General features: G+C 34.0%; 26 protein-coding genes and 1 riboswitch. Of the genes, 20 read left to right on the top strand and 6 right to left on the bottom strand.

The annotated features are described in order from the left end of the window. Nucleotides 1–393: 393 nt before the first annotated feature. The 7 genes from RT412_RS08270 to RT412_RS08240 all read left to right on the top strand — a co-directional run bounded on the left by RT412_RS08270 (nt 394) and on the right by RT412_RS08240 (nt 7,350). Entirely contained in the window at nt 394–1,836 is a 1,443-nt protein-coding gene (locus RT412_RS08270; RefSeq protein ID WP_313342020.1) for a stalk domain-containing protein, read from the top strand. Nucleotides 1,837–2,275: 439 nt separating this feature from the next. Continuing rightward, nucleotides 2,276–3,049, top strand: a complete 774-nt coding sequence (locus RT412_RS08265; protein ID WP_313342017.1) for a DUF2087 domain-containing protein — start codon at nt 2,276–2,278, stop codon at nt 3,047–3,049. A 3-nt stretch (nt 3,050–3,052) separates the two neighbouring features. Beyond that, on the top strand, nt 3,053–4,273 hold the full coding sequence (locus RT412_RS08260; RefSeq protein ID WP_313342014.1) for an MFS transporter: 1,221 nt from the start codon (nt 3,053–3,055) through the stop codon (nt 4,271–4,273). 230 nt (nt 4,274–4,503) lie between these two features. Beyond that, nucleotides 4,504–4,875, top strand: coding sequence for a response regulator (locus RT412_RS08255; RefSeq protein ID WP_313342011.1), 372 nt, complete (start codon nt 4,504–4,506; stop codon nt 4,873–4,875). Continuing rightward, entirely contained in the window at nt 4,868–5,494 is a 627-nt protein-coding gene (locus tag RT412_RS08250; protein WP_313342008.1) for a chemotaxis protein CheC, read from the top strand. The genes RT412_RS08255 and RT412_RS08250 overlap by 8 nt, the downstream gene beginning before the upstream one ends. Next, nucleotides 5,487–6,416, top strand: coding sequence for a diguanylate cyclase domain-containing protein (locus RT412_RS08245; protein ID WP_313342005.1), 930 nt, complete (start codon nt 5,487–5,489; stop codon nt 6,414–6,416). Before RT412_RS08250 ends, RT412_RS08245 begins: the two co-directional genes overlap by 8 nt. A 4-nt stretch (nt 6,417–6,420) precedes the next feature. Then, the gene (locus RT412_RS08240) at nt 6,421–7,350 is read left to right on the top strand and encodes an EamA family transporter (protein WP_313342002.1); all 930 of its coding nucleotides are present in this window, start codon (nt 6,421–6,423) and stop codon (nt 7,348–7,350) included. 75 nt (nt 7,351–7,425) lie between these two features. Here the strand turns inward: RT412_RS08240 and RT412_RS08235 are convergent, their stop codons facing one another. From RT412_RS08235 to metF, 3 genes are read right to left on the bottom strand one after another with little or no spacing between them, the layout of a single operon-like run. After that, on the bottom strand, nt 7,426–9,807 hold the full coding sequence (locus RT412_RS08235) for a homocysteine S-methyltransferase family protein (RefSeq protein ID WP_313342000.1): 2,382 nt from the start codon (nt 9,805–9,807) through the stop codon (nt 7,426–7,428). Further along, complete coding sequence (locus tag RT412_RS08230; protein WP_313341997.1) at nt 9,791–10,498, bottom strand: hypothetical protein; 708 nt, start codon at nt 10,496–10,498, stop codon at nt 9,791–9,793. The genes RT412_RS08235 and RT412_RS08230 overlap by 17 nt, the downstream gene beginning before the upstream one ends. Further along, nucleotides 10,479–11,375: a methylenetetrahydrofolate reductase [NAD(P)H] gene (metF, locus tag RT412_RS08225; RefSeq protein WP_313341994.1), complete on the bottom strand. Its 897-nt coding sequence runs from the start codon at nt 11,373–11,375 to the stop codon at nt 10,479–10,481. The genes RT412_RS08230 and metF overlap by 20 nt, the downstream gene beginning before the upstream one ends. Nucleotides 11,376–11,438: 63 nt before the next feature. Continuing rightward, a riboswitch (SAM riboswitch) is annotated at nt 11,439–11,538 on the bottom strand. A 203-nt stretch (nt 11,539–11,741) separates the two neighbouring features. Here metF and RT412_RS08220 point away from each other — a divergent pair. Continuing rightward, nucleotides 11,742–12,980, top strand: coding sequence for a glycerate kinase (locus RT412_RS08220; RefSeq protein ID WP_313341991.1), 1,239 nt, complete (start codon nt 11,742–11,744; stop codon nt 12,978–12,980). 42 nt (nt 12,981–13,022) lie between these two features. Here the strand turns inward: RT412_RS08220 and RT412_RS08215 are convergent, their stop codons facing one another. Beyond that, complete coding sequence (locus RT412_RS08215; protein ID WP_313341989.1) at nt 13,023–14,045, bottom strand: sugar kinase; 1,023 nt, start codon at nt 14,043–14,045, stop codon at nt 13,023–13,025. 12 nt (nt 14,046–14,057) lie between these two features. Further along, nucleotides 14,058–14,684 carry a bifunctional 2-keto-4-hydroxyglutarate aldolase/2-keto-3-deoxy-6-phosphogluconate aldolase gene (locus RT412_RS08210; protein WP_313341987.1) on the bottom strand — a complete coding sequence of 209 codons (627 nt, stop codon included), beginning with the start codon at nt 14,682–14,684 and terminating at the stop codon, nt 14,058–14,060. Between the two features lie 137 nt (nt 14,685–14,821). On the opposite strand from RT412_RS08210, the gene RT412_RS08205 reads away from it, so the two are divergent. The 12 genes from RT412_RS08205 to RT412_RS08150 all read left to right on the top strand — a co-directional run bounded on the left by RT412_RS08205 (nt 14,822) and on the right by RT412_RS08150 (nt 25,097). After that, nucleotides 14,822–15,580 (top strand): IclR family transcriptional regulator, encoded by a 759-nt coding sequence (locus RT412_RS08205; protein ID WP_313341985.1) that lies wholly within the window; start codon nt 14,822–14,824, stop codon nt 15,578–15,580. A 208-nt stretch (nt 15,581–15,788) separates the two neighbouring features. Next, nucleotides 15,789–16,841: a C4-dicarboxylate TRAP transporter substrate-binding protein gene (locus RT412_RS08200; protein ID WP_313341983.1), complete on the top strand. Its 1,053-nt coding sequence runs from the start codon at nt 15,789–15,791 to the stop codon at nt 16,839–16,841. A gap of 76 nt (nt 16,842–16,917) precedes the next feature. Further along, complete coding sequence (locus tag RT412_RS08195; protein WP_313341980.1) at nt 16,918–17,391, top strand: TRAP transporter small permease subunit; 474 nt, start codon at nt 16,918–16,920, stop codon at nt 17,389–17,391. After that, complete coding sequence (locus RT412_RS08190) at nt 17,388–18,677, top strand: TRAP transporter large permease (RefSeq protein ID WP_313341977.1); 1,290 nt, start codon at nt 17,388–17,390, stop codon at nt 18,675–18,677. Before RT412_RS08195 ends, RT412_RS08190 begins: the two co-directional genes overlap by 4 nt. Before the next feature lie 13 nt (nt 18,678–18,690). Then, complete coding sequence (locus tag RT412_RS08185) at nt 18,691–19,458, top strand: SDR family oxidoreductase (protein WP_313341973.1); 768 nt, start codon at nt 18,691–18,693, stop codon at nt 19,456–19,458. Between the two features lie 22 nt (nt 19,459–19,480). Continuing rightward, nucleotides 19,481–20,296, top strand: coding sequence for an SDR family oxidoreductase (locus RT412_RS08180; RefSeq protein ID WP_313341971.1), 816 nt, complete (start codon nt 19,481–19,483; stop codon nt 20,294–20,296). A gap of 10 nt (nt 20,297–20,306) precedes the next feature. Beyond that, nucleotides 20,307–21,368 carry an Ldh family oxidoreductase gene (locus tag RT412_RS08175; RefSeq protein ID WP_313341968.1) on the top strand — a complete coding sequence of 354 codons (1,062 nt, stop codon included), beginning with the start codon at nt 20,307–20,309 and terminating at the stop codon, nt 21,366–21,368. A gap of 30 nt (nt 21,369–21,398) precedes the next feature. Further along, complete coding sequence (locus RT412_RS08170; protein ID WP_313341965.1) at nt 21,399–21,866, top strand: YhcH/YjgK/YiaL family protein; 468 nt, start codon at nt 21,399–21,401, stop codon at nt 21,864–21,866. A gap of 124 nt (nt 21,867–21,990) precedes the next feature. Beyond that, the gene (locus RT412_RS08165; RefSeq protein WP_313341962.1) at nt 21,991–22,911 is read left to right on the top strand and encodes a DUF2935 domain-containing protein; all 921 of its coding nucleotides are present in this window, start codon (nt 21,991–21,993) and stop codon (nt 22,909–22,911) included. A 170-nt stretch (nt 22,912–23,081) separates the two neighbouring features. Then, entirely contained in the window at nt 23,082–23,702 is a 621-nt protein-coding gene (locus RT412_RS08160; RefSeq protein ID WP_313341959.1) for a helix-turn-helix domain-containing protein, read from the top strand. 13 nt (nt 23,703–23,715) lie between these two features. Beyond that, nucleotides 23,716–24,630: an ABC transporter ATP-binding protein gene (locus tag RT412_RS08155; RefSeq protein WP_313341958.1), complete on the top strand. Its 915-nt coding sequence runs from the start codon at nt 23,716–23,718 to the stop codon at nt 24,628–24,630. A gap of 125 nt (nt 24,631–24,755) precedes the next feature. After that, nucleotides 24,756–25,097 (top strand): hypothetical protein, encoded by a 342-nt coding sequence (locus RT412_RS08150; protein WP_313341955.1) that lies wholly within the window; start codon nt 24,756–24,758, stop codon nt 25,095–25,097. 379 nt (nt 25,098–25,476) lie between these two features. Here the strand turns inward: RT412_RS08150 and RT412_RS08145 are convergent, their stop codons facing one another. Next, nucleotides 25,477–25,770 (bottom strand): YmaF family protein, encoded by a 294-nt coding sequence (locus RT412_RS08145; RefSeq protein WP_313341950.1) that lies wholly within the window; start codon nt 25,768–25,770, stop codon nt 25,477–25,479. Nucleotides 25,771–25,852 lie beyond the last annotated feature (82 nt).

The raw sequence follows: 25,852 nt of genomic DNA, 5'->3' as shown, positions 1-25,852 counted from the left end.
CTGAAAGAAAAGCTGTAATAACTTCATTGTATAAATCAATGGATGCTTTAAACGGTCTGACCGGTACGGTAATAAAATAGGAAACATTTATTTTAACAGCTAATACATTTATATAGTATTAGCTGTTTTAGTAAACCACTTAATGTCATTTCTTTTGTTTTATTCATTTTTCCTCAACATAAAATAACAAATATATATATCAGTATTGATATATGTATATTACCATATAAAAGTTTCATATAATTTACAATATTTATTTTAACAGAAAAGGCCGTAGAAGATATTTTTAAATACCCAAATTATGGGAACAATACTATATTAAAAAACGTCTATATTGTATAAGGGATAAAGTATTAATTTATGCTTATAAAAATTAAAGGGGGGTTTTTAAAAATGAAGAAAATCAAAGGATTTACAACTTATGTATTAGTACTGTTACTGCTGTTATCATCATTAATGGCTTTTCCAGGTTATGCTTACGGCAGCAGTGCGGTTGAAAAGTTTTCATTCAAAACATTGGAAGGATATTATTTCTGTGCTGAGGATGGGGGAGGAAATATATTAACAGCAGACAGAACTGAAATAGGACCTTGGGAAAAGTTTCAAATTGTTAATCTCTCAAATGGATATGTTGCGGTAAAAAGCTATGAAGGATATTATTTAAGTGCTTCCGATGATGAAGAAAGCTTGCACGTTGAGGCTACGGAAATTGGAAAAAGACAGAAATTTAAGTTAATTGAATTGGATAATAAAAAAATTGCTCTTAAAACGTATTATGACAAATATGTTTGTGCCGAGGACGGCGGCGGGGGGAAGGTAGTTGCTGACAGAACAAAAATAGGTGAATGGGAATCCTTCGAACTCATTAAAAGTCAGGAAAGCAATATTGATGATAAATGTACTTTAACTGCAAAAGCAGATGATAAAGAGGTTAAATTTACATGGACTAAGGCACTGAGCACAAAAAAAATAGTCGGATATAACCTTTATAGAGGTACAGCGCCCGGAAAACAATCAGATACGCCTGTCACAGATTTTTATATTGAAGGAACATCATATACTGATAAAAATATAAAAACAGATACCAAATATTATTATATAGTTAAGCCGGTATACAAGGATAAAACATTAGGCCCTGCCTCCAATGAAGTGGAAGTTATATTGAAATCAAGTATAATTTTAAGTGCGAGGGCAGTATATGATGGGATTGATTTATCCTGGAACAAACCAAAATATTCAAATGAAATAACAGGATATAATATATATAGATCAACTCGCTCAGGCAGGCAATCAGACACTCCGATAACAGATTTCCCAATAGAAGGAACATCATATACTGACAGAAATATCAATAACAACCAAACATATTATTATATATTAAAAGCAGTTTACAAAGATAAGACTCTTGGCGAACCAACCGCCGAAGTTTCAGTTAAATCAAATTTCGGTAAAACCATTGTTTTGCAGGTAGGGAGTAAATATATGCATGTTAATGGTAAGAAAATAGAAATAGACCCCGGCAAGGGAACAGAAGTAGTTATTAAAAATGGCAGAACCTTCCTGCCGATCAGGGCGCTTATAGAAAACATGGGCGGGGAAGTAGAATGGGATCAATCAGATAAAAAGGTTAGTTTGTATTTAAATAAGCATAAGATATATCTTTGGATTGGAAATAAGACCGCCAAAGTTGATGGGATAAATAAAGAAACAGATGTAGAACCATATATTTCTGATACTAATAGAACAATGCTCCCTTTAAGATTCATTATTGAGAATTTTGATTGTGAAGTTGATTGGGATGGGTTAACAAAAAAGGTAACCATCAGAACGAATTAAATGAGGTAATATATAAAGAAACGAATCGTTCCTTTATATATTACCTGCTAATTATCTTCTAAGGATACGAAAATCAACGCGTATATAAAAATCTGATAATTGATTTTATATCAATTATCAGATTTTTTATATAAGTACAGTTTTTTCCTGCTTCAGAAGATTTTGTTTTGATAGCAATGGACAATATTAAATATATCAGAAGAATTTTTTTGATAAATGATTTAAGGAAGTAGATGTGTGGGTTAGTTGATAGCTGAACATTTGATGCAGATTACAATTAATATATAAACAAAAAACATTTTTGTTTATATATATATGGACATTTTTTAATTTTTACTATATAATTATAAAAAAATATATATCAAGAAATTTATATAGTAAATTTAATAAAATGATTTGAGATAACGAAAAAGATTAATAAAAAAGGAGTTCAAATTAAATGAAAAAATTCGATGAAAGTAAATCGTTGTGGCAAGCGACACAAAGTGAGTTGACAAATGGTTTTTACGAAAACAAAAATTCTATTAAATGTTTAATATGTAATGAAAGCTTTATCAAAGGTGAGATATATCCATTTGATAATCATTTTTATGATGCATATAGGATGATGGAAATTCATATAGAGGAAAAACATGGTTCTATGTTAGATTATCTCTTGAATATGAATTCTTCCTTTTTGGGGATTTCCGCTACTCAGCAAACTATTTTAAAATTAATGGCAGATGGAAAATCGGATAAAGAAATTGGTGCAGAGAAAGGAATTTCCTGCTCTACAGTACGAAATCATCGATATAAATTACATGAACATGAGAAGCAAGCAAAATTGTTTTTGGTTATCATGGAATTATTTAGAAAAGAGGAGATGCTTATGAAGTCGGAAGATGCTTTATCACAGTTTTATGATGCTCATAAAACCGCTACAATGATTGATGATCGATACAATGTAACAGTTGAAGAAAAGAAAAAAATGATTGCAAAATATTTGGATCAAGACGGAGCCATAAAACAGTTGCCTGCGAAAGAAAAGGGGAAAATTGTGATTCTAAGAGAAATTGCAAACAAATTTTCATCTGGAGTACATTATAGTGAAATTGAAATCAATAATATTTTGAAAAAAGTTTATCATGATTATCCATATATTCGACGGTTATTAATTGAGTATGGTTTTTTAGAACGCACGAATTCTTGCTCTGAATATTGGCTTAAAGAGTAAATCATGGAGGAAAATAGGAGTTATAGAAAAAATATAATTTTGTTGATTACAGGAAGAATCACTTCAAAATTTGGAGTAGCTTTTTATCTTATTGTCTTACCATTGTTTATATTGAAGAGTTCGGGAAATTTAGCCTGGTCAGGAATTTTTTTTACATTATCTACGATTCCGGCAATCATTGTAACTCCCTTTTTAGGAATAGTTGTAGACCGATTTAATAGAAAAAATATTATTGTTTTATGTGATTTGATAGCAGCAATATTATATTATATTTTATTTGTTACTTATGATTTAAAAGATATTTACTTAGGAATTTTATTAACGGTTACCATAGTAATAAATATAATTTCTAATATATTTGAGATAGCATCTAAAGTTATTTTTACAGAAATTGTTTCAGTAAAAACAATTGAGAAATATAACGGTATAAAAAGTTTTGGTGATAATGCAGCATCACTTGTTGCACCTGTATTAGGAACACTCACTTTTGGCTTTTATGGGTTTAAGATAATATTAGTAATTATGATATTTATGTATCTTATGTCTGCCGTTCAAGAATATTTTATACAATATTCTCCACGTAGGTTGAATTTCCCCTCAAAATTTCAGTGGTTCAAAGAACTTACAGAAGGAATTCATTTTGTTAAAGACAATAAAGATATTTTAATTCTGTTTGCTTTAGTTATGGCTCTGAATTTTTTCGTAAGTGGTAGCGAAGAAATAATGAACCCAGGCATTTTAATTCAGAAATATCACATATCAGAAGTATTGTTTGGATTTACATCTACTTCTGCAATTATTGGAACATTTATTGCGGGTATATTTATTTTTAAAAACCAAAAAGTAAAATTACAAGAATATATGTATTATTTTATTGCTATAAATAGCGGTTTGATGATTGCAATTGGTGGATTATCCATTATGTTATATCCAATGAAAGTTTTATATTTTTGTTTGTTCCTGTCAATACAATTTTTAATTGGTTTTTTTACTACGTGTGTAAATGTGCCATTAAATTCATATTTACAAATTCATACTCCATTACAATATCAAGGTCGTTTTTTTGCTTTATTGACATTTAGTTCTAACTTATTAATTCCATTAGGAATTCTTTATTCAGGCTTTCTCTCATCTTTAATAGGGCCGGATGTTACTTATATTGTGAGTAATGTGTTTATTATTTTTTTTATTTTAATTATATTAAAAAAGAGGCGAAAGAAGTAGAAGCTGATTATCAATATTTATTTTAACATATTCCTTGACTTTGAGGTTATTTTTATATAATATTAGTTTATATGTAAAAATATAGAAATGATTTTAATGGGAACAATGAAGTATATCCTTTATATTGGGCACTTGGGAATATGGAGTTTATAGTGCAACCGACCTGCAATTAGTAAGTAATTATTAATTGCTTTTGTTATATTATAGATAAATCGTAGAAAGGTAAGAATATGGTAAAAATATTAATAGTTGATGACTCGGTTTTTTCTCGAAAAATAACGGCTACTTTAATAAGAAAGTACATCGATGATGCAGATATATATTATGCTGTTGATGGACAAGATGGATTTATCAAATATAAAGAAATAAAACCTGATTGTGTATTACTTGATTTATTAATGCCTAAGGTGGGCGGTGTTGAGTTAATAGGGATGATAAAGAAATATGATGAACATGCTAAAATCATTGTTCTGTCAGCCGATGTTCAAAAAAATGTTCATGAAGAAATAAATGCATTAAATGTTTTGTATTTTATAAATAAACCATTTAATGACGAAAAGGCTAAATTGATATGTGGATTGATAGGAGCAGGGCATGAATGATAGAAATTTAGAGTTGGACATATTAAGGGAATTGTTCAATATCAGCGTTGGAAAAGCTTCATCGCTTTTGTCGGAAATAATAGACAGAAAAATTATACTTAATGTGCCGGATGTTAAAATAATTAATGTAGAGAATAAGGAATTCAATATTCAAGAATGTCTGCATGAAAAATCAGACAGTTTATTTATGATTTCTTCAATTTCTTTTGAATATGAGTTGAAGGGCAAAGCAAGTTTGATTTTTTCTGCTGAAAAAATGAGAACTTTTATTGATTTGTGCATTAGTAATTACGAAACTGAAGATTATTTTGAAATAAGTTTTTCCGATATAGATTTTGATGTTATAAAAGAAATAGGTAATATTATTTTAAATTCCGTTGTTGGCGAAGTAGGAAATCTGTTAGAGATAAAATTAACATATACTTTGCCGGAAGTTAAATTTTATAATGGAGACGAATTTTTTGAAGATGCTGACTATTCAAGTGTTCTAATACTTAACATAACATTTTTGATCGAAAATACAAAGATTGAGGGTGCTATTTTTGTTCATTTGTCTATAGATTCGCTTTCTGATTTAATGAAAAAAATTAATGAGATTAAGGATGAACTGAATGAGTAATATTTTTTGTAAAGCTTTGGATTGTTTAAATGAAGGAATAGTTATTATTAATGAAAAACTTGAAATATGTTATTGGAACAGCTTTATGGAATTAATAACAAATCTTAGTTTAGAACAGGTTGAAGGTAAAAATATATTTGTAGTGTTGCCTAATTTGAATACTAATTATTTTAAAAAATCAGCAAATGATTTGTTTAAAAGCGGAAATAAGATATTCTTTTCTGCAGCAATGCATAAACATTTGGTAAATGATAATATTGAACTGAATTTAAATTTAAGCTTGATAAATAATGGAGAAGAAGAATCAAAATATCTCCTTTTAGAATTTATTAACGTTACAAGCCAATTTTTACAAATCAATAAATTAAAGCAATATATAAATGAACTTATCGAATTAAATAAACAATTGAAGGAAAAAGAGAAAATTATTGAAAATTTAGCATATTACGATAATTTAACCGGTGTTTCGAACAGAACCTTATTTTATAAAATTGCAGGTAACATGTTAGAAAATGCAAAGAGAAGTAATAGCAAAATGTGTTTAATGTTTATTGATGTTGATAAATTTAAAAGTATTAATGATAATTATGGACATGAAGCAGGTGACAAGGTTATAGTAAGAGTGTCTGAAATATTAAAAAATGCTGTAAGAAAAAATGATATTGTTGCAAGATACGGCGGAGATGAATTTTTAGTATTGTTGCCGCAAATAAAATCGTTTGATGACCATAAGGCTGTAATTTCAAGAATAGCTGATAATAAAAATGATATTATAAAATTAGAAGGTAATGCAATCAAGATATCTTTGAGTATAGGGGTTAGCTTTTATCCTGATGACGGTGATAATTTAGATAAACTTATTACGAAGGCCGATAAAGAAATGTATATATCGAAAAGACAAACTACAAACCGGGAGAATTAAAAATATGCATTATGTAAAAAAACTTTATTCAAGTGATATTATTGGCTATCTGATGATTTTTGGAGCAGGAACGCTATGGGGTACAATAGGACTGTTTGTAAAATTATTGAGCGGTGTCGGTGCAAGCACTTCACTTATAGCTTTTATGCGATTATTTATGGGTTTTTGCATTTTAATACCTATTATGCTTTGCACGGGCGGTCTGAAAATATTTAAAATTGATAAAAAGGGTCTGATTCAATGTTTGCTGTTAGGTATATTATCTCAGGCGATTTTTAATTATTGCTATAATGTAAGCATAGGAAGTGTCGGGGTTGCTACGGCATCTATACTTTTATATACTGCACCTGTATTTGTATGTATTATGTCTAAAATAATTTTTAAGGAATTGATAGGAAGTTATAAGATTTTTGCTCTAATTATAAATTTAGCTGGGTGCTTTCTAATGGTTACAGGCGGAGATTTATCATATTTCAAAATATCTGCTGTTGGAATTTCCTTTGGATTAGCGGCAGCTTTTTTATACAGTTTGGTAACTATTATAGGAAAGATTGCATCGGGTAATATTCATCCGTTTACGGTAGTATTTTACAGCTTTTTGTTTGGCTGGCTGATGCTTGGTATAATTTCTGCGCCCTGGCAATCTATTGGAGCTGTTTCGGGTTTAAATTTTTGGATATATGCATTCGGATATGGTCTGATACCGACGGTAGGGTCATATTTGCTGTATATGGGTGGCTTGGGAAAGAATTTGGAAATATCGAAAGTTCCGATTATTGCATCAGTTGAGACAGTTGTTGCAACATTGATAGGAGTATTCGTATTTAAAGAAAAACTTAATTTCATCAATGTGCTGGGAATTATTATATTACTTTCATCCATCGTTATTATGAATATGAAGTTAAAGGAAAATGAAATTGAGGACGGAAATTAATTTCCGTCCTCAGGCTGCTGAAAATGTCCCCCTGCGTCGTTGCCCGGCTTCCGGCGCCTTGCAGGATGAACTTTTTCAACAGCCTGTATCTTTAAATACTATTTTTGCAATATCTACAGCTCCTCTTGCGTCCTTTGAATAAAAATCGGCCCCAATTTTATGAGCATAATCAGGTGTTAACACTGCACCTCCGACCATGATTTTTATGTACGGAAAATCATTTTTTAAGGTTGTTATAGTATATTCCATATTTTTAACTGTGGTAGTCATTAAAGCACTCAGACCTACTAAGCTTATATTTTCCTTATGTACGGATTCAATGATTCTTTCTGTACTTACATCCTTACCTAAATCTATGATTTTATAACCGTAATTCTCAAGGATAAGCTTAACGATATTTTTCCCTATATCATGTATATCACCTTTTACTGTTGCCAAAAGTATTTTATTTCCGACAATCATTTCACTGTCTTCTATAAGTGCTTTTTCCTTTATGGCTTCAAATACTGTTTTGGAGGTTTCAGCACTTCTTATGAGCTGAGGAAGAAATATTTCCTGTCTTTCATATCTTTCGCCAACAATGTCCAACGCAGGTATCATGAATTCATTTACTATTTCAATAGAACTATATTGATTCAGAAGTTGCAGTGAAACTTTTCTTGCTTCATCTTTTAATCCTTTTATAATAATATCTTTTAAATCGATATCGGAATTTATTACAGCATTCTCTGTAACTACATTTCCATAAGCGTGTATATAATCCTTGCTGTCTTTATCCTGATTAGCCAAAACTTTAAATGATCTTATAACGTCCATTAATGCTTCATTGGTTGAATCTGTAATAGGTGCATCTAATCCGTAAGCTAAAGCCATTGCCAGGTAAGTAGTATTTAACAGTTTCCTGTTAGGCAGTCCGAAAGATACGTTGCTCGTACCTAATACTATCTTTACATTATATCTGTTTTTAATTAAAGGAATTGCTTTAAGTGTTTCCATTACTGCTGCCTGATCAGCTGAAGCGGTCAATACGAGAGGGTCTATGAGTATATTTTCTTCAGGTATACCGTATGATTCAGCTGATTTTATTATCGTTGATGCTATTTCCAGCCTTTTTTCAGAGGTTGTGGGTATACCGTCCTCATTCAGTGTCAATGCTACAACCAAACAACCATATTTTTTAACAATAGGAAATATTTTTTCCATGCTTTCCTTTTTACCGTTAACAGAATTTATTATCGGTTTTCCGTTATATATTCTCGCAGCAGCATCTAAGACATCAGAATTTGAACTGTCTATTTGCAATGGCAGAGAAACCACACCTTGCAATTCGGTTACTGCTTTTACCATCATTTCTTTTTCGTCAATATCAGGAAGCCCTACATTTATATCCAATATTTCCGAACCGCTGTCCTGTTGTGCTATAGCTTCTCTTATAACATAATCAAGATTATTTTCTCTCAAAGCTTCTTTTACTCTCTTTTTACCGGTGGGGTTTATTCTTTCACCTATAATCTTAATTTCATCACCTAAAAATACTGTTTTTGAAGAGGAGGTTGTAGTTGTAAAGTGCTTTTTTATAATTTTTAACGGATTTAATCCACCTAATGCATTTGTTAAGCTTTTAATATATTCAGGTGTAGTACCACAGCAGCCTCCAAATATTACAACACCTTTTTTTGCCATTATGCTTATTTCATGGCTGTATTCCACCGGATCAATATCATAATATGTGGTATTATTTTGATATTTAGGCAGGCCTGCATTTGCTTGCACCATTATCGGTATTGAGCTGTATTTTAACAGTTCATCAACTGTTGCCTGTAATTCCTTAGGGCCTAAGGAACAATTTACTCCAAGCACGTCCACTCCAAGACCTTCTGCAACTGCAACAAATGTTGCTGCGTCAGTACCCGTAAAAGTACGCCCGTTACTCTGGAATGACATGGTACAGAATATCGGAAGGACAGAGTTTTCTTTAGCAGCAAGTATTGCCGCCTTTGCTTCATAAATATCGGTCATGGTTTCTATAAGTATTATATCTGCCCCTGCATTTACTCCCGATAGTATTTGCTCTTTAAATATATCATAAGCGTCTTCGAAGCTCAATGTACCTAACGGAGAAAGAAGGGTTCCTATGGGACCAATATCTAAGGCTACATATTTTTCTTTAAGACCCTCTGTGGATTGTCTTGCTGTCTTTACTGCAGCAGTAATAATTTCTTCTGCCGTATATGCTGAATTTTTCAATTTTAACCTGTTTGCACCGAATGTATTTGTAGTTATAATATTTGCGCCGGCATTTAAATATTCTCTATGGATATTATAAATAACTTCAGGTTTTAATATATTAAATTCTTCAGGTAATTCGCCTGTTTTCAATCCGGATTTTTGTAACATGGTACCCATTGCTCCGTCAAAGAACAGGAACTTTTTCTTTAATTTATCTAACACAGTCATTTTCTCCTTCCCTAAAAAAATTACAATTACCAAAAAGATTGCAGTTTAAACAGGATTTTTTATTAATTTTATTGTTAATTTCATTATTCATTGAAAAACCTATAAAAGCCGTTACTGATTTTCTGGGAATCAATATAAATGAATCAGTAACGGAAAGACCTATGAGCTTTTGTGCATTTAAGGCGGCTAATATATCACCTTGATGAGAAATCGGTACATCTCCATAGCCGGGACTGTATCTGAAGGTAATATTGCAGCCATCTTTTGCTGCAAGCTCTTTTATTTCAGATTCTGCCAAATCACAAAGATGCTCAATACAGGAAGCTGCACATGCATCAAATATAACGGCTTTAGATAAATCAGCCAGGCTGTAATAATTAATTCTTCTTTCTACTTCAAAACCGAGAGTTGACGCCATTACAGCCGACCTCTTACAGTTTTTAAGAAGCTCTGTAAGGTCATTTGATTTTATATTTATCCGGTTCTCAAAAGAAATAATATTATCGTAATTAGTAATATCAAAGATTTTATAAACATATTTCAATTCACTGATTTCCTTTAATTCCGCTATTGATTCATTAAGTAATATATCAGTTTCTTCATCAATGTTTTTGTTTTTATATGATAAATATCTTAAAACCTCAGATTTATCTATTTTGATAAGTTCATTATTAAGATGATTTACTCTCATTTGTCAGCACACCCCTGATTGCAGAAATACTGCCTAAAATTTTTTTTGCGGTAGATGGCTTATTCATAGTATAAATATGAATTCCGTCAACTCCCCAGGATAAAAGGTCTATTATTTGACTGATTGCATAAGATATGCCTGCCTCGTTTAAAGCGACCGGATTGTTTTCGTATTTATCTAATATTCTTCTTAATTTCGCAGGTATTAAATTTCCGGTAAGATTTACTATTGCTTTTATTTGATTTTTATTTAATATCGGCATAATTCCTGTAATTATAGGCAAATTAATACCTTTTTTCTGGACTTTGTCAAAAAAGTCATAGAACAATTCATTGTCAAAAAACATTTGGGTTATTAAGAAATCAGCACCTGCATCTGCTTTTCTTTTAAGAAAATCAATATCAGCATTTAAATCATAAGCATCAGGGTGTTTTTCCGGGTAGCATGCAGCTCCGATGCATAAATTTGTGTTTTTTCTAAAATATTCTATGAGTTCCACCGAATTCTTAAAGCCGTCATTTGGCGGAGTATATGCCGTATCCTTTGGATAATCACCCCTTAAAGCTAAAACATTATGAACATTATTTTCTTTCAGTGAATTTAATATATTATTTATTTCATTTCTTGAAGATGATATACAAGTTATATGGGCGATAGATGTTAAATTGTATTTGTTTTGTATATATGATGATATTTCAATTGTTTTGTCCTTTGTACTTCCGCCTGCTCCGTAGGTAACACTCATAAAATCAGGATATAAGTTATATAACTCATCAATTGAATTATATATTGTATCTACAGGGTAATTTGCTTTAGGCGGAAAAATTTCAAATGACAATAAAGGTCTCTTTACTTTAAATTTATCTTTTATTTTCATTAAATCCTCCTTAATAAAACAAAAAATCTTCCCCGACATTGGGAAAGATATTATCTTTATGCATCCTCATCTGCCGGTTTTAACCGCTGGAATTAGCACCATATATATAATATTGGTTGCCGGACTTCATAGGGCCAGATCCCTCCGTCACTCTTGATGAATTTATTAAATTATTAAGTGACAGTATATAATTAATAACATCTTATGTCAATAGTTAAAAAAATTATTTTTTATAATTAAAATCATACAAAATCATACGTATAAAGTTTTCCTTAACAATTTCTTTACAAATATGTTATAATCGGAAAAGGTATTAGTTGAGTTAAATTTGATAAAATAGTTTGTTTTAGGGATAGGTGAATGCTAATGACTATTAGAGAAGATGCTTTTTTGATTATTCAAGAATCAATTAAAGCAGTATTACCTCAAGCAGCAGTAATTAAAGCGCTTGAAAAGAAAAACTTTTCAGGTGATGTTACAGTAGTAGCAATAGGTAAGGCAGCTTGGACCATGGCTTTTGCCGCTAAGGAAAAGCTTGGATATAAGGTCTCAAGAGGAATTATAGTTACTAAGTATGATCATTCAAAAGGTCCAATCGAAGGATTTGAGATTATAGAAGCCGGACATCCGGTGCCTGACGAAAATTCTGTAATAGGGGCTGCAAAAGCTTTAGAGCTGGTAAAAAATCTTGATGAAAATGACGATGTTATATTTTTGGTATCAGGAGGCGGTTCTGCCATTTTCGAAAAGCCAATGGAGGGAATTGAGCTTGAGGATATAATGGATATCACTAATCAACTATTGAGCTCCGGTGCAGATATTGTTGAGATAAATACTATAAGGAAACACTTATCGGATGTAAAGGGCGGAAGATTTGCATTGCATTGTAAAGCAAATATTTTTTCTATAGTTTTATCAGATGTTTTAGGAGATAGATTGGATTCAATAGCATCAGGTCCTGCCTATCCGGATAATTCAACATCTTCCCAGGCATTGGAAATTACAGAAAAGTATAATATTGTAGTAACTGAGCAAGTTCTTGATGCTCTAAAAATAGAAACACCAAAAGAAATTAACAACTGTGAAACTGTAATAACAGGCAGTGTCAGCGAATTATGCAGTGCTGCTTCAAAGGTTGCAGTAAGCTTGGGTTATCATCCTCTTCTATTGACGTCTACATTGGATTGCGAAGCAAAGGAAGCAGGAAGATTTATGGCGGCAATAGGGAGAGAAATCAGAAATGGTAAAAGCTTAAAAATTCCTATCGCTGTAATTGTTGGCGGAGAAACAGTTGTTCGTATCAAAGGTAAGGGTAAAGGCGGCAGAAATCAAGAATTATGCCTGTCAGCTGCCATAGGCATTGAAGGACTCAATGATACAGTTATATTTTCTGTCGGCTCAGACGGAACCGACGGTCCGACTGATGCAGCAGGCGGTATTGTGGATGGTGAAACAGCAAGTAAAATAAGATCTACTAATATGCAACCTGATGATTACCTGGACAATAATGATTCATACAATGCTCTTAAAGTGAGCGGAGATTTAATTATAACCGGTTCAACCGGAACCAATGTGAATGATTTGACGGTACTGCTTTGCAGATAAATAAAAAGTCCTCACCTGATTTATGTGAGGACTTATTTTGCACTATCTTTGAACTCTTCCGGAACCGTCTCCTTTAACTAACTTTTCTACTTCATCTACAGAAACCATATTAAAATCGCCTAATATTGTGTGTTTTAAAGCAGAAGCTGCCACACCGAATTCCAAAGCTTCTTTGAAATCCTTACCTTGTAATAATCCATAAATCAGACCTGAGGCGAACGAATCTCCTCCACCGACTCTATCAACGATTCTGATATCATATTTCTTTGAATGATAAAATTCTTTACCATTATAAATGCAAGCTGACCAGCCGTTATCTGAAGCAGAATAGGATTCTCTTAATGAGCTTACAACATATTTAAAGTTGAATTTTTCAATCATTTGTTTAAATATACTCTTATAAGCTTCTAATTCTAATTCACCGGTTGTTACATCAGTTTTACCAGGTTTAAAACCTAATGTTAATTCTGCATCTTCTTCATTTCCGATACAAACATCGACATATTGCATTAAATTAGTCATTACTTGTTTTGCTTTTTCTGTTGTCCATAATTTCTTTCTGTAATTCAAGTCTACAGAAACTGTAACATTATGTCTTTTAGCAGCTTTTAATGCTTCTTCGGTTAATTTTATCGCTTTGTCGCCTAAAGCCGGTGTGATGCCGGAAAAATGAAACCAATCAGCATCTTTAAAAATTTCATCAAAATCAAATTCAGAAGCATCCGCCTCGGAAATTGCTGAGTCAGCTCTATCATATATAACCTTTGAAGGTCTCATAGAAGCACCTGATTCTAAATAGTAAATGCCTACTCTATCTCCGCCTCTAACAATATAGTCTGTTTTTACTCCGAATCTTCTAAGATGATTTACAGCAGATTGACCAATTTCGTGTGTAGGCAATTTTGAAATAAGGTATGCATCGAAGCCATAGTTTGCTAATGAAACCGCAACATTAGCTTCTCCTCCGCCGTAAGTTACATCGAAAGAATCTGATTGAACAAATCTTTCGTATCCCGGAGTAGATAATCTAAGCATTATTTCACCCAAAGTTACAACTTTTTTCAATTTTATACCTCCTTATGCTCTTGCTTCTTTTATACGTTTAACAAATTCTTTTGCCATTTTAGTTATGTCATCCTTAGAACCCTTAGTTAAAGCTCCTCCGACACCAACTGCGATACATCCGTTTTTTATCCATTGTTCAACGTTATCTAAACTGACTCCGCCTGTAGGCATTAAATTAGCTTGAGGCAAAGGTCCTTTAATGTCTTTTATATAGGAAGGACCAAATGCACTGCCTGGGAATACTTTTATTATATCAACTCCTGCTTCCATTGCCTTAATCATTTCCGTAGGTGTCATACATCCGGGCATATAAGGTATTTGGTATCTGTTGCAGAGTTTAGCAGTTTCTATATCAAAAGAAGGACCTACTATAAATTTTGCACCAGATAATATTGCAACTCTCGCTGTCTCGCTATCAAGAACTGTTCCTGCTCCTACCAATAGCTTATCACCAAATTCGTTAACTAATGCTTCAATAACATTTTGTGCTTGCGGTACAGTGAAAGTGATTTCTACAGAATCGATTCCACCTTCTATACAGGCATATGATATATTGATAGCTTTTTCTTCGCTTTCAGCTCGAACAACCGCAACTATACCGGTATTTTCGATTCTTTTTAAAGTATTTAGTTTTATCATATCAACCTCCATTTGTAATAATCCATAATACGAAATAAGGTATTGCATAATGAAACTATTTACTATATTATATTAAATTGATATAATAACATCAAGATATTTTTAAATAATATTTAATTTTAAAAAGAGGTGAAAAAATGGATTTAGTTCAATCTATAGACAGAGCATTGACAATATTAGAAGTTCTTTCAAATTACAACGAAGGTCTGGGTGTAACAGAAATCAGTCAAGAGGTAGGATTACATAAAAGTACGGTTTACAGATTACTTTCAACTTTAATTTATAAAGGTTATGTTATTCAGGATATGGATACTAACAAATATAAGATAACGTTAAAGTTATTTGAACTCGGCAGCAAAAAAGTGGAAAACATGGATTTGTTGTCAGCTTCTAAAACATTTACCAGAAAGCTAATGGAAACGGTTAATGAAGTTGTCCATTTAGTTGTCAGAGATGGTAATGAAATAGTATATATAGATAAAGTGGAGGCTAATAATACAATACGTATGGCATCAACTATCGGAAAAAGAGGGCCAATGTATTCTACGGCAACAGGTAAAGTTATCCTGGCATTTATGTCGGAAAATCAATGTATGAATATATTAAATAACAGCAAGTTAGAAATGAGAACAGATAAAACAATAGTAGATATTGAAATATTAAAGAAACAGCTTAAAGAAATAAAAAGTAGGGGATATGCTGTTGATGATGAGGAAAACGAAATAGGTGTAAGATGTGTCGGTGCTCCTATTTTCAACCGTCATGGAGAAATCGAAGGAGCGATAAGCTTGTCAGGACCGTCAAACAGAGTCACAGAAGAAAAGGTTGAAACTATAGCCATTGAAGTTATGAAATATGCTCACCTCATATCAGAAGAAATCGGATACAGAAAATAGTAATATTTTGTAACATTGTTCAATTATTAATTAACAATTATAAAAATAAATACTTGCAAATGATTTCTTTTTATTATATAATCAAATTAATCCATTATACGAATTAATGTTTCATAATATGAAACAAGCGGCAATCATTTGCTGCTAAGATGCCACAAAGCATCATAATTAAATTTTGTCGGATCAATTGATCTATTAGGAGGAGAAGATGAAAAATAAAAAGATTATCAGTTTGTTTTTAGTATTAGCTATGACTTTCTTACTTGCTGCATGCGGCAATGGAGGCACAAATAACGGTGCTGACAACCCAGCTGCACAACCAGGCGGAAACGATTCAGCTGCTGCGCCTGACAAACAATATGTATTAAAACATTGTCACGTTTTATCATCTAACGAACCATTTCATCAAGGTTTTTTAAATTGGGCTAAGGCTGTTGAAGAGAGAACAAATGGCGGTCTTAAAATTGAAGTTCATCCATCAGGACAATTAGGCGTTGAAGAAGATTTGCTTGAACAAGCAAAAGAAGGTGTTAATGTTGGACATAATACTGACTCAGCGAGATTAGGTATGTATGTTCCTGAAGTAGCTGTAATGAATGGACCTTACTTTGTTGAAAGCTTAGCAGAAGTAGAAAAATTAAAAGACAGTGCGACTCTTCAAGAATACATAGATAAAGTTGAAAGTTTTGGCTTAAAAGTTTTATCATACAACTGGGTGCAAACACACAGACATTTCTTTACTAATAAAGAAATTGACAGACCTGAAGATTTAAAAGGACTAAGAATTCGTACTCCCGGTTCTCCAATATGGCAAGAATCAGTAAGAGCATTAGGAGCTGAACCTGTTGCTATGAATTTCGGTGAAATGTATACAGGAATTCAACAAGGCGCTGTTGATGGAGCGGAATTAGTATATGCTAATATACCGGGCGGTAAATTAAATGAAGTTTTAAGTTATGCTAACGAAACTGGTCATATTCTTCTTATAAACTTCCAGGTTGTTAGTGCAAAATGGTTTAATTCTTTACCTGAAGAATATCAAAAGATATTAATGGAAGAATGTGATAAAGCAGGTATGGAAGTATCTAAACAAATGGAAGCTAATGTAGATAATATAAGGAAAGATTTAGAAGCAGCAGGAATGACAATAAACACTGATCCTGATATCGAGGCTTTTAAAGCTGCAGGCGAAAAAGCTTATGAAGTATTAAACTTAACAGATGTTAAGAAAGCTATCTGGGATGAAATAGGTAAAAAATAATATAATATAATAACTGTAATAAACGGGACTGTTTTATAACAGTCCCTTTTGAAAATTAAGACAGAGGTGACAATGTATGAAATTTTATAACTGGCTTGGCAAACATGAAGTTTTAATTGCTAAAATTGCACTAACAGTTATGACTTTACTTGTATTTGTTCAAGCGGTGACTAGAAAATTTGGACATCCAATATCATGGGCAGTAGATATTTCTACATTCCTCTTTGCTTGGGTAGTCTTTCTTGGCGGCGATGCAGCTATGCGAAGAGACGCGCTTGTAAATATCGATATGTTTGTAAAGAAGCTTTCTGAGAAAGCTCAGCTTAATATAAGAATAATTAATAATGTTATAATTATAATATATTTAGTTACTATGATTTTCTATGGAATCAGATTAACTATTACTACATACCATCGAACTTTTGCAGGGTTGCCATGGTTAAGCTTTTCATGGGCTACAGCATCAGTGCCTTTTGGATGTTTGTTGATGTTGTTTACTACTATTTTAAAAACAAAAGACATCTTAAAGGAAGGAGGGTATATTAAATGACACTTGTAGCAATTACATTTGCAATATTATTGGTTATGGGTATGCCGGTTGCGTTTGTTATGGGTATTTCAGGCTTAATGTTTTTTTTAGGACAGGAAACATTAACTTTCACGATACCTGTACAATTGACAGTTACCCAAACACAAAACTTTGCCATGTTAGCAATACCTATGTTTATTTTTGCCGGTAATTTAATGAATCAAACGGGTATCACAAAACATTTACTTAAACTTGCCAGTGTCTTAACAGGACATATGAGAGCAGGATTGTCTCAAACAACTTGCGTATTGTCCGCTTTGATGGGTGGAGTAAGCAGTTCAGCTATCGGCGATGCAAGCATGCAATCCCGTATATTTCAGCCGACAATGGAAGAAAAGAAATATTCTAAAGGCTTTGGTGCAGGTTCAGTAGCTTTTAGTTCAATTATAACTCCTATAATTCCTCCCGGAACAGGTTTAATACTTTATGGAACCATAGGCGAGGTATCTATAGGACGTTTATTTGCGGCAGGAATTATTCCGGGAATCATTATGACTATTACAATGATGGCAGCTGTAAATTTTACGGCAAGAAAGTTGAATATGCCTCCTGAAAGAGAAAAGAGAGCATCAAATTCAGAAATATTTAAAACAGCAATTGAATGTATATGGGCTTTGTTATTCCCAATATTCCTGTTTATAGGAATGAGAACAGGTTTTTTTACACCTTCTGAAGCGGGAGCTTTTACAGCGGTTTATACTGTAGTTATAGGAATTTTCGCGTATAAAGAATTAACTTGGGAAAAATTCAAGCATGCTATAGACATAACGGTTATAGATGTTGGTATGATAATGCTTTTGATATGTTTTTCCGGCGCGTTAAGCTACGGACTTACATGGGAAAGCGTACCGCAGTCTATCATGTCATTTTTATTCGGTATAACAAGTTCTCCAATATTAATAATGACATTAATTATTGTCTTTTTATTAATAGCTGGTATGTTTGTAGATTCAACTGTATTAATTTTATTATTAACTCCTATGCTTGTTCCTGTAGCAAGAGAAATAGGTGTAGATCCTATTCATTTCGGGTTAGTTATGATACTCACATTAACATGCGGGCTGTTGACTCCTCCTGTGGGAGTATGTATGTATGTTGTGTGTACGATTTACGATTGTTCTATAGGCCAATATGTTAGAGAATCAAAATACTTATGGATGGCTGTTATATTTGCCATAATTGTTATATTACTAGTTCCGCAATTGTCATTGTGGTTGCCGGAATTAATATTTAGCAGGAAATTTTAACAGGGAGGTATTTATGAATTTTAATAGTAAGGTAGTTTTAATAACCGGTGCACGTAAAGGTATTGGAAAAGCCATAGCTTTAAAGTTTGCTGAAAATGGAGCTAAAGTAATAGTAAATGCCACAAAACCTGACGCAGGAAAAACATCTGTCGAAACAGTTGAAATTATAAGAAGTAACGGTGGAGAGTCGGTGTTTATAGCAGGTGATGTTTCAAATCCGAAGTCAGCAGAATCTATTGTTAATGAAGCAATTAATCATTATGGGAAAATTGATATATTAGTAAATAATGCCGGAATCGTAATTCCCGGAAGTTTAACAGATACATCTGAAAAGGATTTTGATATGACAATGGATGTAAATGTAAAAGGTACTTTTTTCATGTCAAAATATACTGTTGAATATATGAAAAAGCAAGGCAGTGGAGTTATTGTGAATATTGGTTCGGTTGCTGCTTTGAAAGGTCATGTGGACAGAGCGGTTTATTGTGCATCTAAGGGTGCAATTGTTGCCTTGTCTCGTGCTATGGCTGCGGATTATGTAAAAGACAATATACGTGTTAACGTCATATGCCCGGGGACAACATATACACCGGCGATTGAGGAAAAAATAAGGAATGCAGAAAATCCTGCGGAAATGGAAGCTGTTTTCGTAAACAGACAACCTATGGGTCGTCTTGGTAAGATTGATGAAATAGCACATGCTGTTTTGTTTGCTGCATGTGAAGAAGCCGCTTACATGACAGGAAGTGTTATTGTTATTGATGGCGGTATGACAATGTAATATTTATGCAGGAGGTTACACTATGAGCATGATTTTTGACTTAAAGGGAAAAACTGCAGTTATAACCGGTGCTACAGGAATTTTATGCAGTGTTATAGCAAAAGAGTTGGCTAAACAAGGAGTTAATGTAGCTGTATTAGGTCATGGTGGAGACAAAGCCAAAATGTTGGCCGATGAAATCATAAGAGATGGTGGCTCTGCCATTTACTATAACGCAGATGTTTTAAATAAAGAGAGTTTAATCGAAGCACGTGATTATGTAATAGAAAAATATCAAGATATTGATATTTTAATAAATGGTGCAGGCGGAAATAAAAAAGAAGCTACTACTTCTGATGAACTAAGTTTTTTTGATATAGATTTTAAAGCTTTAGAGTGCGTATTTAATTTAAATGTAATGGGAGCGGTTTTAACCACTCAGGTTTTTGGTGAGCTTTTTGCAAAATCAGGTAAAGGCTGTGTAATTAATATTTCTTCTATGGCAGCATATCACCCGCTAACTAAAACAATTGCATATTCGGGTGCAAAGGCCGCAGTGTCGAATTTTACGGAATGGATGGCAGTTCATTTTAATCAGAATTATTCAACTAAAATAAGAGTTAACGCGGTTGCACCGGGATTTTTACTTACTAACCAAAATAAATATTTAATGGTACAAGAAAATGGCGACCCTACTGAGAGAGGAAAAAAAGTATTAGACAAAACACCAATGAATAGATATGGCAATCCTGAAGAAATAGCAGGGCCGGTACTATGGCTTTGTTCAGAAGCTGCATCTTTTGTAAATGGTGCCGTTATTCCAATTGATGGAGGATTCTCTTCATACTGGGGTGTTTAGGAGGACTACTATGAGTGATAAACTAAAAACAATAAAATTAGATGATTTAAAAGAATTTTGTTATCAAGTGTTAGTTAAAGAAGGAATGAATGAAGATGATGCAAAAATTACTGCTGATGTATTAAGTGAAACCGACGGGTATGGTACTCATTCGCACGGAACAAAAAATTTGCATAATTATATACGTAAAATGAGAGCCGGTGGAATGAGCATCAATGGAGCTTATGAAATTATTACTGATGGACCAGGCTATGCATTAATTGATGCTAATTCCTCTATTGGAATGGTACCTGCATTTAAAGCTATGGAATTAGCGATAAGTAAAGCAAAAAACTGCGGTATAGCTTGTTCGGTAGTAAAAAATGCATCACATTTTGGAGCAGCAGGATATTATGCTAATATGGCGGCTAAAGAAAATTTGATAGGATTAGTATTCAGTAACGTTGATGCTAACATGACAATTCCCGGAGCAAAGGGCAAGGTAATGGGCAATAATCCTTTAGCGTATGGAGTTCCGGCCGGTAAATATTCACCTATTTTTCTTGATATAGCAATGAGCTCAGTTGCATCCTTAAAAGTTGTTCAAGCAAGAAAAGACGGTAAATCTATACCTGATAATTGGATAACAGATGCAGAAGGACTTCCGACTACAGATCCAAGCCGTTATCCTGAAGAGGGTGCTATGCAACCTATGGCTGCTCATAAAGGATATGGATTAGCATTATTAGTAGAAATTCTGACAGGTGCGCTATCGGGCGGTGGTATTATGAATGAAGTTCCGAGCTGGTTGTTCTCTATGGAAGAAAAAAATAATGTATCACATATGTTTATAGTTATTGATGTGTCAAAATTTATGGGACCTGATTTATTTAATAACAGAATAGAAAATATGATTGAGTATTTACATTCAACACCAAAGGCAAAGGGTACGGAAAGAATATTCTATCCCGGTGAAATTGAATGGGAAAAACACAAATCATGCTTGGAAAACGGGCTTACTTTACCAAAAGAGCTTGAAGAATCCTTAGCAGCTTTACAAGAAGAATCAGGTGTTAAAATAAACTGGTATTAATAAATAATTATATTGATATGGAGTTGAAATATGATATATGGAAATTTAGGTAATCTTGGAGAGCCAAATGCTTATCCAAAAACCGTATATAGATTATTAGAGTATTTGAAAAATAAGGATTTCAATAGTATAAAACCGGGTAAATATGATATTGAAGGAAATGATATTTATTTTTTAGTTACAGATACTATGACTGATAGAATAGAACAGAAAAATGCTGAGTCCCATGTTAAATATATAGATATTCAATTCTCTCCAAGTGGAGGAGAATTAATGGGATTTGCTATAGATAAAGGCAATAATGAAATTACCGAAAACAAACTACAAGATAAAGACGTCTTAAAATATTTAATTGTAGAAAATGAAAAATTTATAAAAATGAATCAAAACGATTTTTTTGTATTTTTTCCCTGGGATATTCATAGACCGGGATGCACTGATTTAGAGCCAAACAATATCAGAAAAGTTGTTGTAAAAATAAAAATGGAATTAATTTAAATACTGTAAAATTTAAAATATTGAGAAAGCCCTGAGTTTGTTTATAAGTTTGATAAACTATCACAAAATCTGAATCTCAGACATATCATATACCGTAATATAAATATATTGGGGAGTGATATTAATGTATACAGATACAAATTTTGTTCGTCAATCATTAGAACTGCATTTATTTTTTGCTCGAATAATGAAAGAACATTCTTTTTTTCTACAAATAGGATTCACGCCAAGGGATATTAAATTTACGCAAAAGGCAGATGAATTCAGAAGAGCTTTTGATACACTTTTATGCGATGTAGTTGCATTATCTGATGGTATAGTAAGTAAACATGTTCTTCAGTCAGGAGAAGTAGTAACACCTTTTACGCTTCAGGCAGAAAGACTTTCTGAATTTTATACCGGAGTTGATATTCCAACCGGTATAACGAAAGCAGAGGAAACGTTAATGGGGGCAAACCCCAACACATTGAGCACTTCTTTTGTTGATGAGGTTTCAAGAATTAATAATAGAGCTATACAGTTAATTTCTGATTTAATAATGTTTAAAGCTACTATTTTATCAAATGTTTTAGAATGCAAAATGTTTACTATGAATTATCCGCTATTGATAGACCATATTATGCGTGAAGCGAGATTGTATTTATCCATGGTTGAAAAGCTTCAACAAAGAGAATTTATAAATATGGAAAGAGAAGCATTAGAACAGGAAGCTTTTTGGAATAGGATTATGGCGGAGCATGCGAAATTTATACGTGGATTACTTGATCCTACAGAAGAAGCATTATTTAACAAAGCCAATGCTTTCGGAAAGGAATTTGATGTATTAACAGGAGAAGCTTTAGCAGCAATGGATAGAACAGTACCATTTAGAAAAGTTACTGAAGACAGCCTGGAAGCGACTATAGCTATTAGAGATTTTAAAGCACAAGGTACGGAAGGGTTACTTAATTGTAGTATTAAATCAATAATTATTCCATTGTTGGGTGACCATACTTTGCGTGAAGCAAATCACTATCTAAGATTATTAAATATGTTTGCAAGATAAGTAAATAGTATAAAATATTAAAATAAAAAAGTTGTTCTTTAAGTAAAGAGCAACTTTTTTAATAAATATAATTTTTTTGAGGAAACTATAGACCCGCGGGTCTATATGTGTTATAATTGATATAGACCCACGGGTCTATCATAAATTTCTTGATTGAAAGGAGTAAGGCTATGTACGAAAGATTCCATGAGCTTGATATGGAAAAGCAGCAACGCATTTTAGACACCTCGCTGGAGGAGTTTTCCGAAAATGGTTATGAGATTGCCAATACCAACGAGATTGTCAAAAGGGCCAACATCGGCAAGGGGATGTTGTTCCGCTACTTCGATAGTAAGGCTGGGTTGTTTTTCTATCTGGCGGATTATTGCTTTGACAGGATAGAAAAAGAACTGTTTGATAGACTGGATTTGAATGACAGGGATATATTTTCAAGATACCGGCAGCTTGAGCAATTAAAAGCATCTATGCTGAAAAAAAACAGCACAGTCTATTCCTTTGCCGCCGTTGCACTGAATACGCAAAATAAAGAACTGATAGATGGCATGCATGAGAAAAAACAACGCTTTATCCAATCCGGGAACAGGATTTTTGATAATCTGGACACAAGCCGTTTCCGCGACGAGACATCAGTAGACAGGGTAGTCAAAATTATCGCGTGGACGGTTTCCGGCTTTGAGCGCGAACTGCTGCCAAAAGCGGAAGAGCTTATAAAAGCATCAGACGCGCAGGATAAATTGTTCCGGGAGTTTGATGCCTATCTGGAAACACTGGAACACAACTTTTATAAATAAGGAGGATATTTTTATGTTAGCGGTACGGACACAAAGGTTGACCAAGACATTTGGGAAAACAAAAGCCCTCAATGAGTTGAACTTTGAAGTAAAGCAGGGCGAAACGCACGGCTTTCTCGGGCCAAACGGTGCGGGCAAGTCCACGACCATCCGCGTGTTGATCGGCGCCCTCAAAAGGGATGGCGGCGAGGCCAAACTATTTGGAGGCGATGTATGGCGGGACGCGGAAGCGCTGCACAAAAGGCTGGTCTACGTGCCGGGCGATGTGCGGCTGTGGCCGAACCTCACCGGCGGGGAGGTTATCGACTTGCTGGGCAAACTGCGGAGCGGGTTTTCAGCCTCAAAGCGCAAGGAATATATTGAACGCTTCCAGATTGACCCCACAAAAAAATGCCGGTCATACTCGACGGGCAATCTGCAAAAGGTGGCATTGGTATCGGCATTTGCCTCTGATGTGGATTTATACCTGTTCGATGAGCCCACCAGCGGCCTTGACCCTCTGATGGAGGCGGTTTTCACGCAAAGCGTATTGGAACCCAAAAAGGCCGGCAAGACGGTTTTGTTATCCAGCCACATTCTTGCGGAAGTGGAGGCTCTATGTGACCGCATCAGCATTATCCGAGACGGAAAAATCGTGGAGTCCGGTACATTGGCCGAACTGCGGCATTTGACGCGCAGTAACGTAACCGTTTCCACCGCAAAGCCGGTGATAGGGCTTGAAACTCTATCCGGCGTCCACGATCTCAATGTCGATGGAAGCACGTCTCATTTTCAAGTGGACGACACGGAAATGTCCAATGTGATGCGGCATATCACAGGCTATGAAATTCTCTCTTTAGTATGTACGCCGCCCACTCTGGAAGAACTTTTCCTGCGTCACTACGGCGACCAAATTCCCGGCGTTGCACACAAGAAAGGCGGTGTGTGAATATGAAAGGCAAAGTAATACGGGATGCGGGCTGCTATCTGCGCATTATTTTTCGTCGTGACCGCATCCGGCTTATTCTCTGACCGCTCTTGTTTGTGGTACTCCTTGTATATTCGGCGTGGATTTTGGTAGACATGCTGCCGAATCAGGCGGCTATTGAAACGGAAGCGGAAATACTCAAAAACCCATTTACCATCGCAACGTCCGGGCCCGGATACGGGCTGGACGCTCCCAATCTTGGCATAATTTTGGCGCACAAATCGTTTCTGGTCTTTGCGGTCGTTGTGGCGGTGATGAGTATATCTCTCACGGTGCGATACACAATGAGGGAGGAATCTGCCGGATACTCCGAATTATTCCGCTCCACCGCTCTCAACCGTCATGTCGGAAATTTATCCGCGTTTTTAATTGTTACGGGCTTTAACCTTGTGATATGGCATCACTTCTATGGGCTGGCTGAACCGTGAGGAAAAGGATACTCACCTTGAGCTTGTTGTAAGCACAAACACCACAAGACGGCAATGGTTTTTCAGTCATTCGCTTATTGCCATTGCCGGAAGTGCTGCCATATATCGTTTTGGTTTATTCGCTGGTTTTGTCCCTGTTTGCTTCGGGTCAGAATATTCCCGGATGGATGTTGTGGCTGTCTCCGTTTGGGAAACTCCCCTTTGTATCTTATGAAAGCTTTCAACCAATTCCTGCTTTATTGCTGCTTGGTATAGGGATATTATTCGTAACAGCAGGCTTTTTGGGATTTTTTATTATAATTAATTCCCGGACCAATTTTTTTACACCGAAGTGAGACATGGGTTCCATAGCGGAAGTTGCGCAGCAACTTTTTTAGTATTAATAAACAGATGTATATCCATCAAAGTAATGTACATGACCATCATTTAAAGTTGTCATTCCTCTGTAATAGTGAGTATGCCCACCTCTTGCTCTGATTTCCGGATCTGTTCTAATTTCTATTCTATGGGTATGACCATCGTTATATGTTGTATTATCAGACATATAATGTGTATGACCGGGAACATTAGGATTTGCAGAAGTTGTTCCTTTATAATAGTGTCTATGCAAATCATTGACGGATGTTGAACCTTCAAAATTATGTGTATGCATTCTGCTAAACAAATATATCACCTCAATAAATTATATATAATATTATATGATTATTTATTTGTTGTGTGCCTGCTGGATAAATTTATACAAGTCATTGACTAAC

It is taken from the genome of Sedimentibacter sp. (genome assembly GCF_032080165.1).
GTDB lineage: Bacteria > Bacillota > Clostridia > Tissierellales > Sedimentibacteraceae > Sedimentibacter.
The sequence above is the reverse complement of the archived record's forward strand: the minus strand, read 5'-3'. Positions and strand labels throughout refer to the sequence as shown.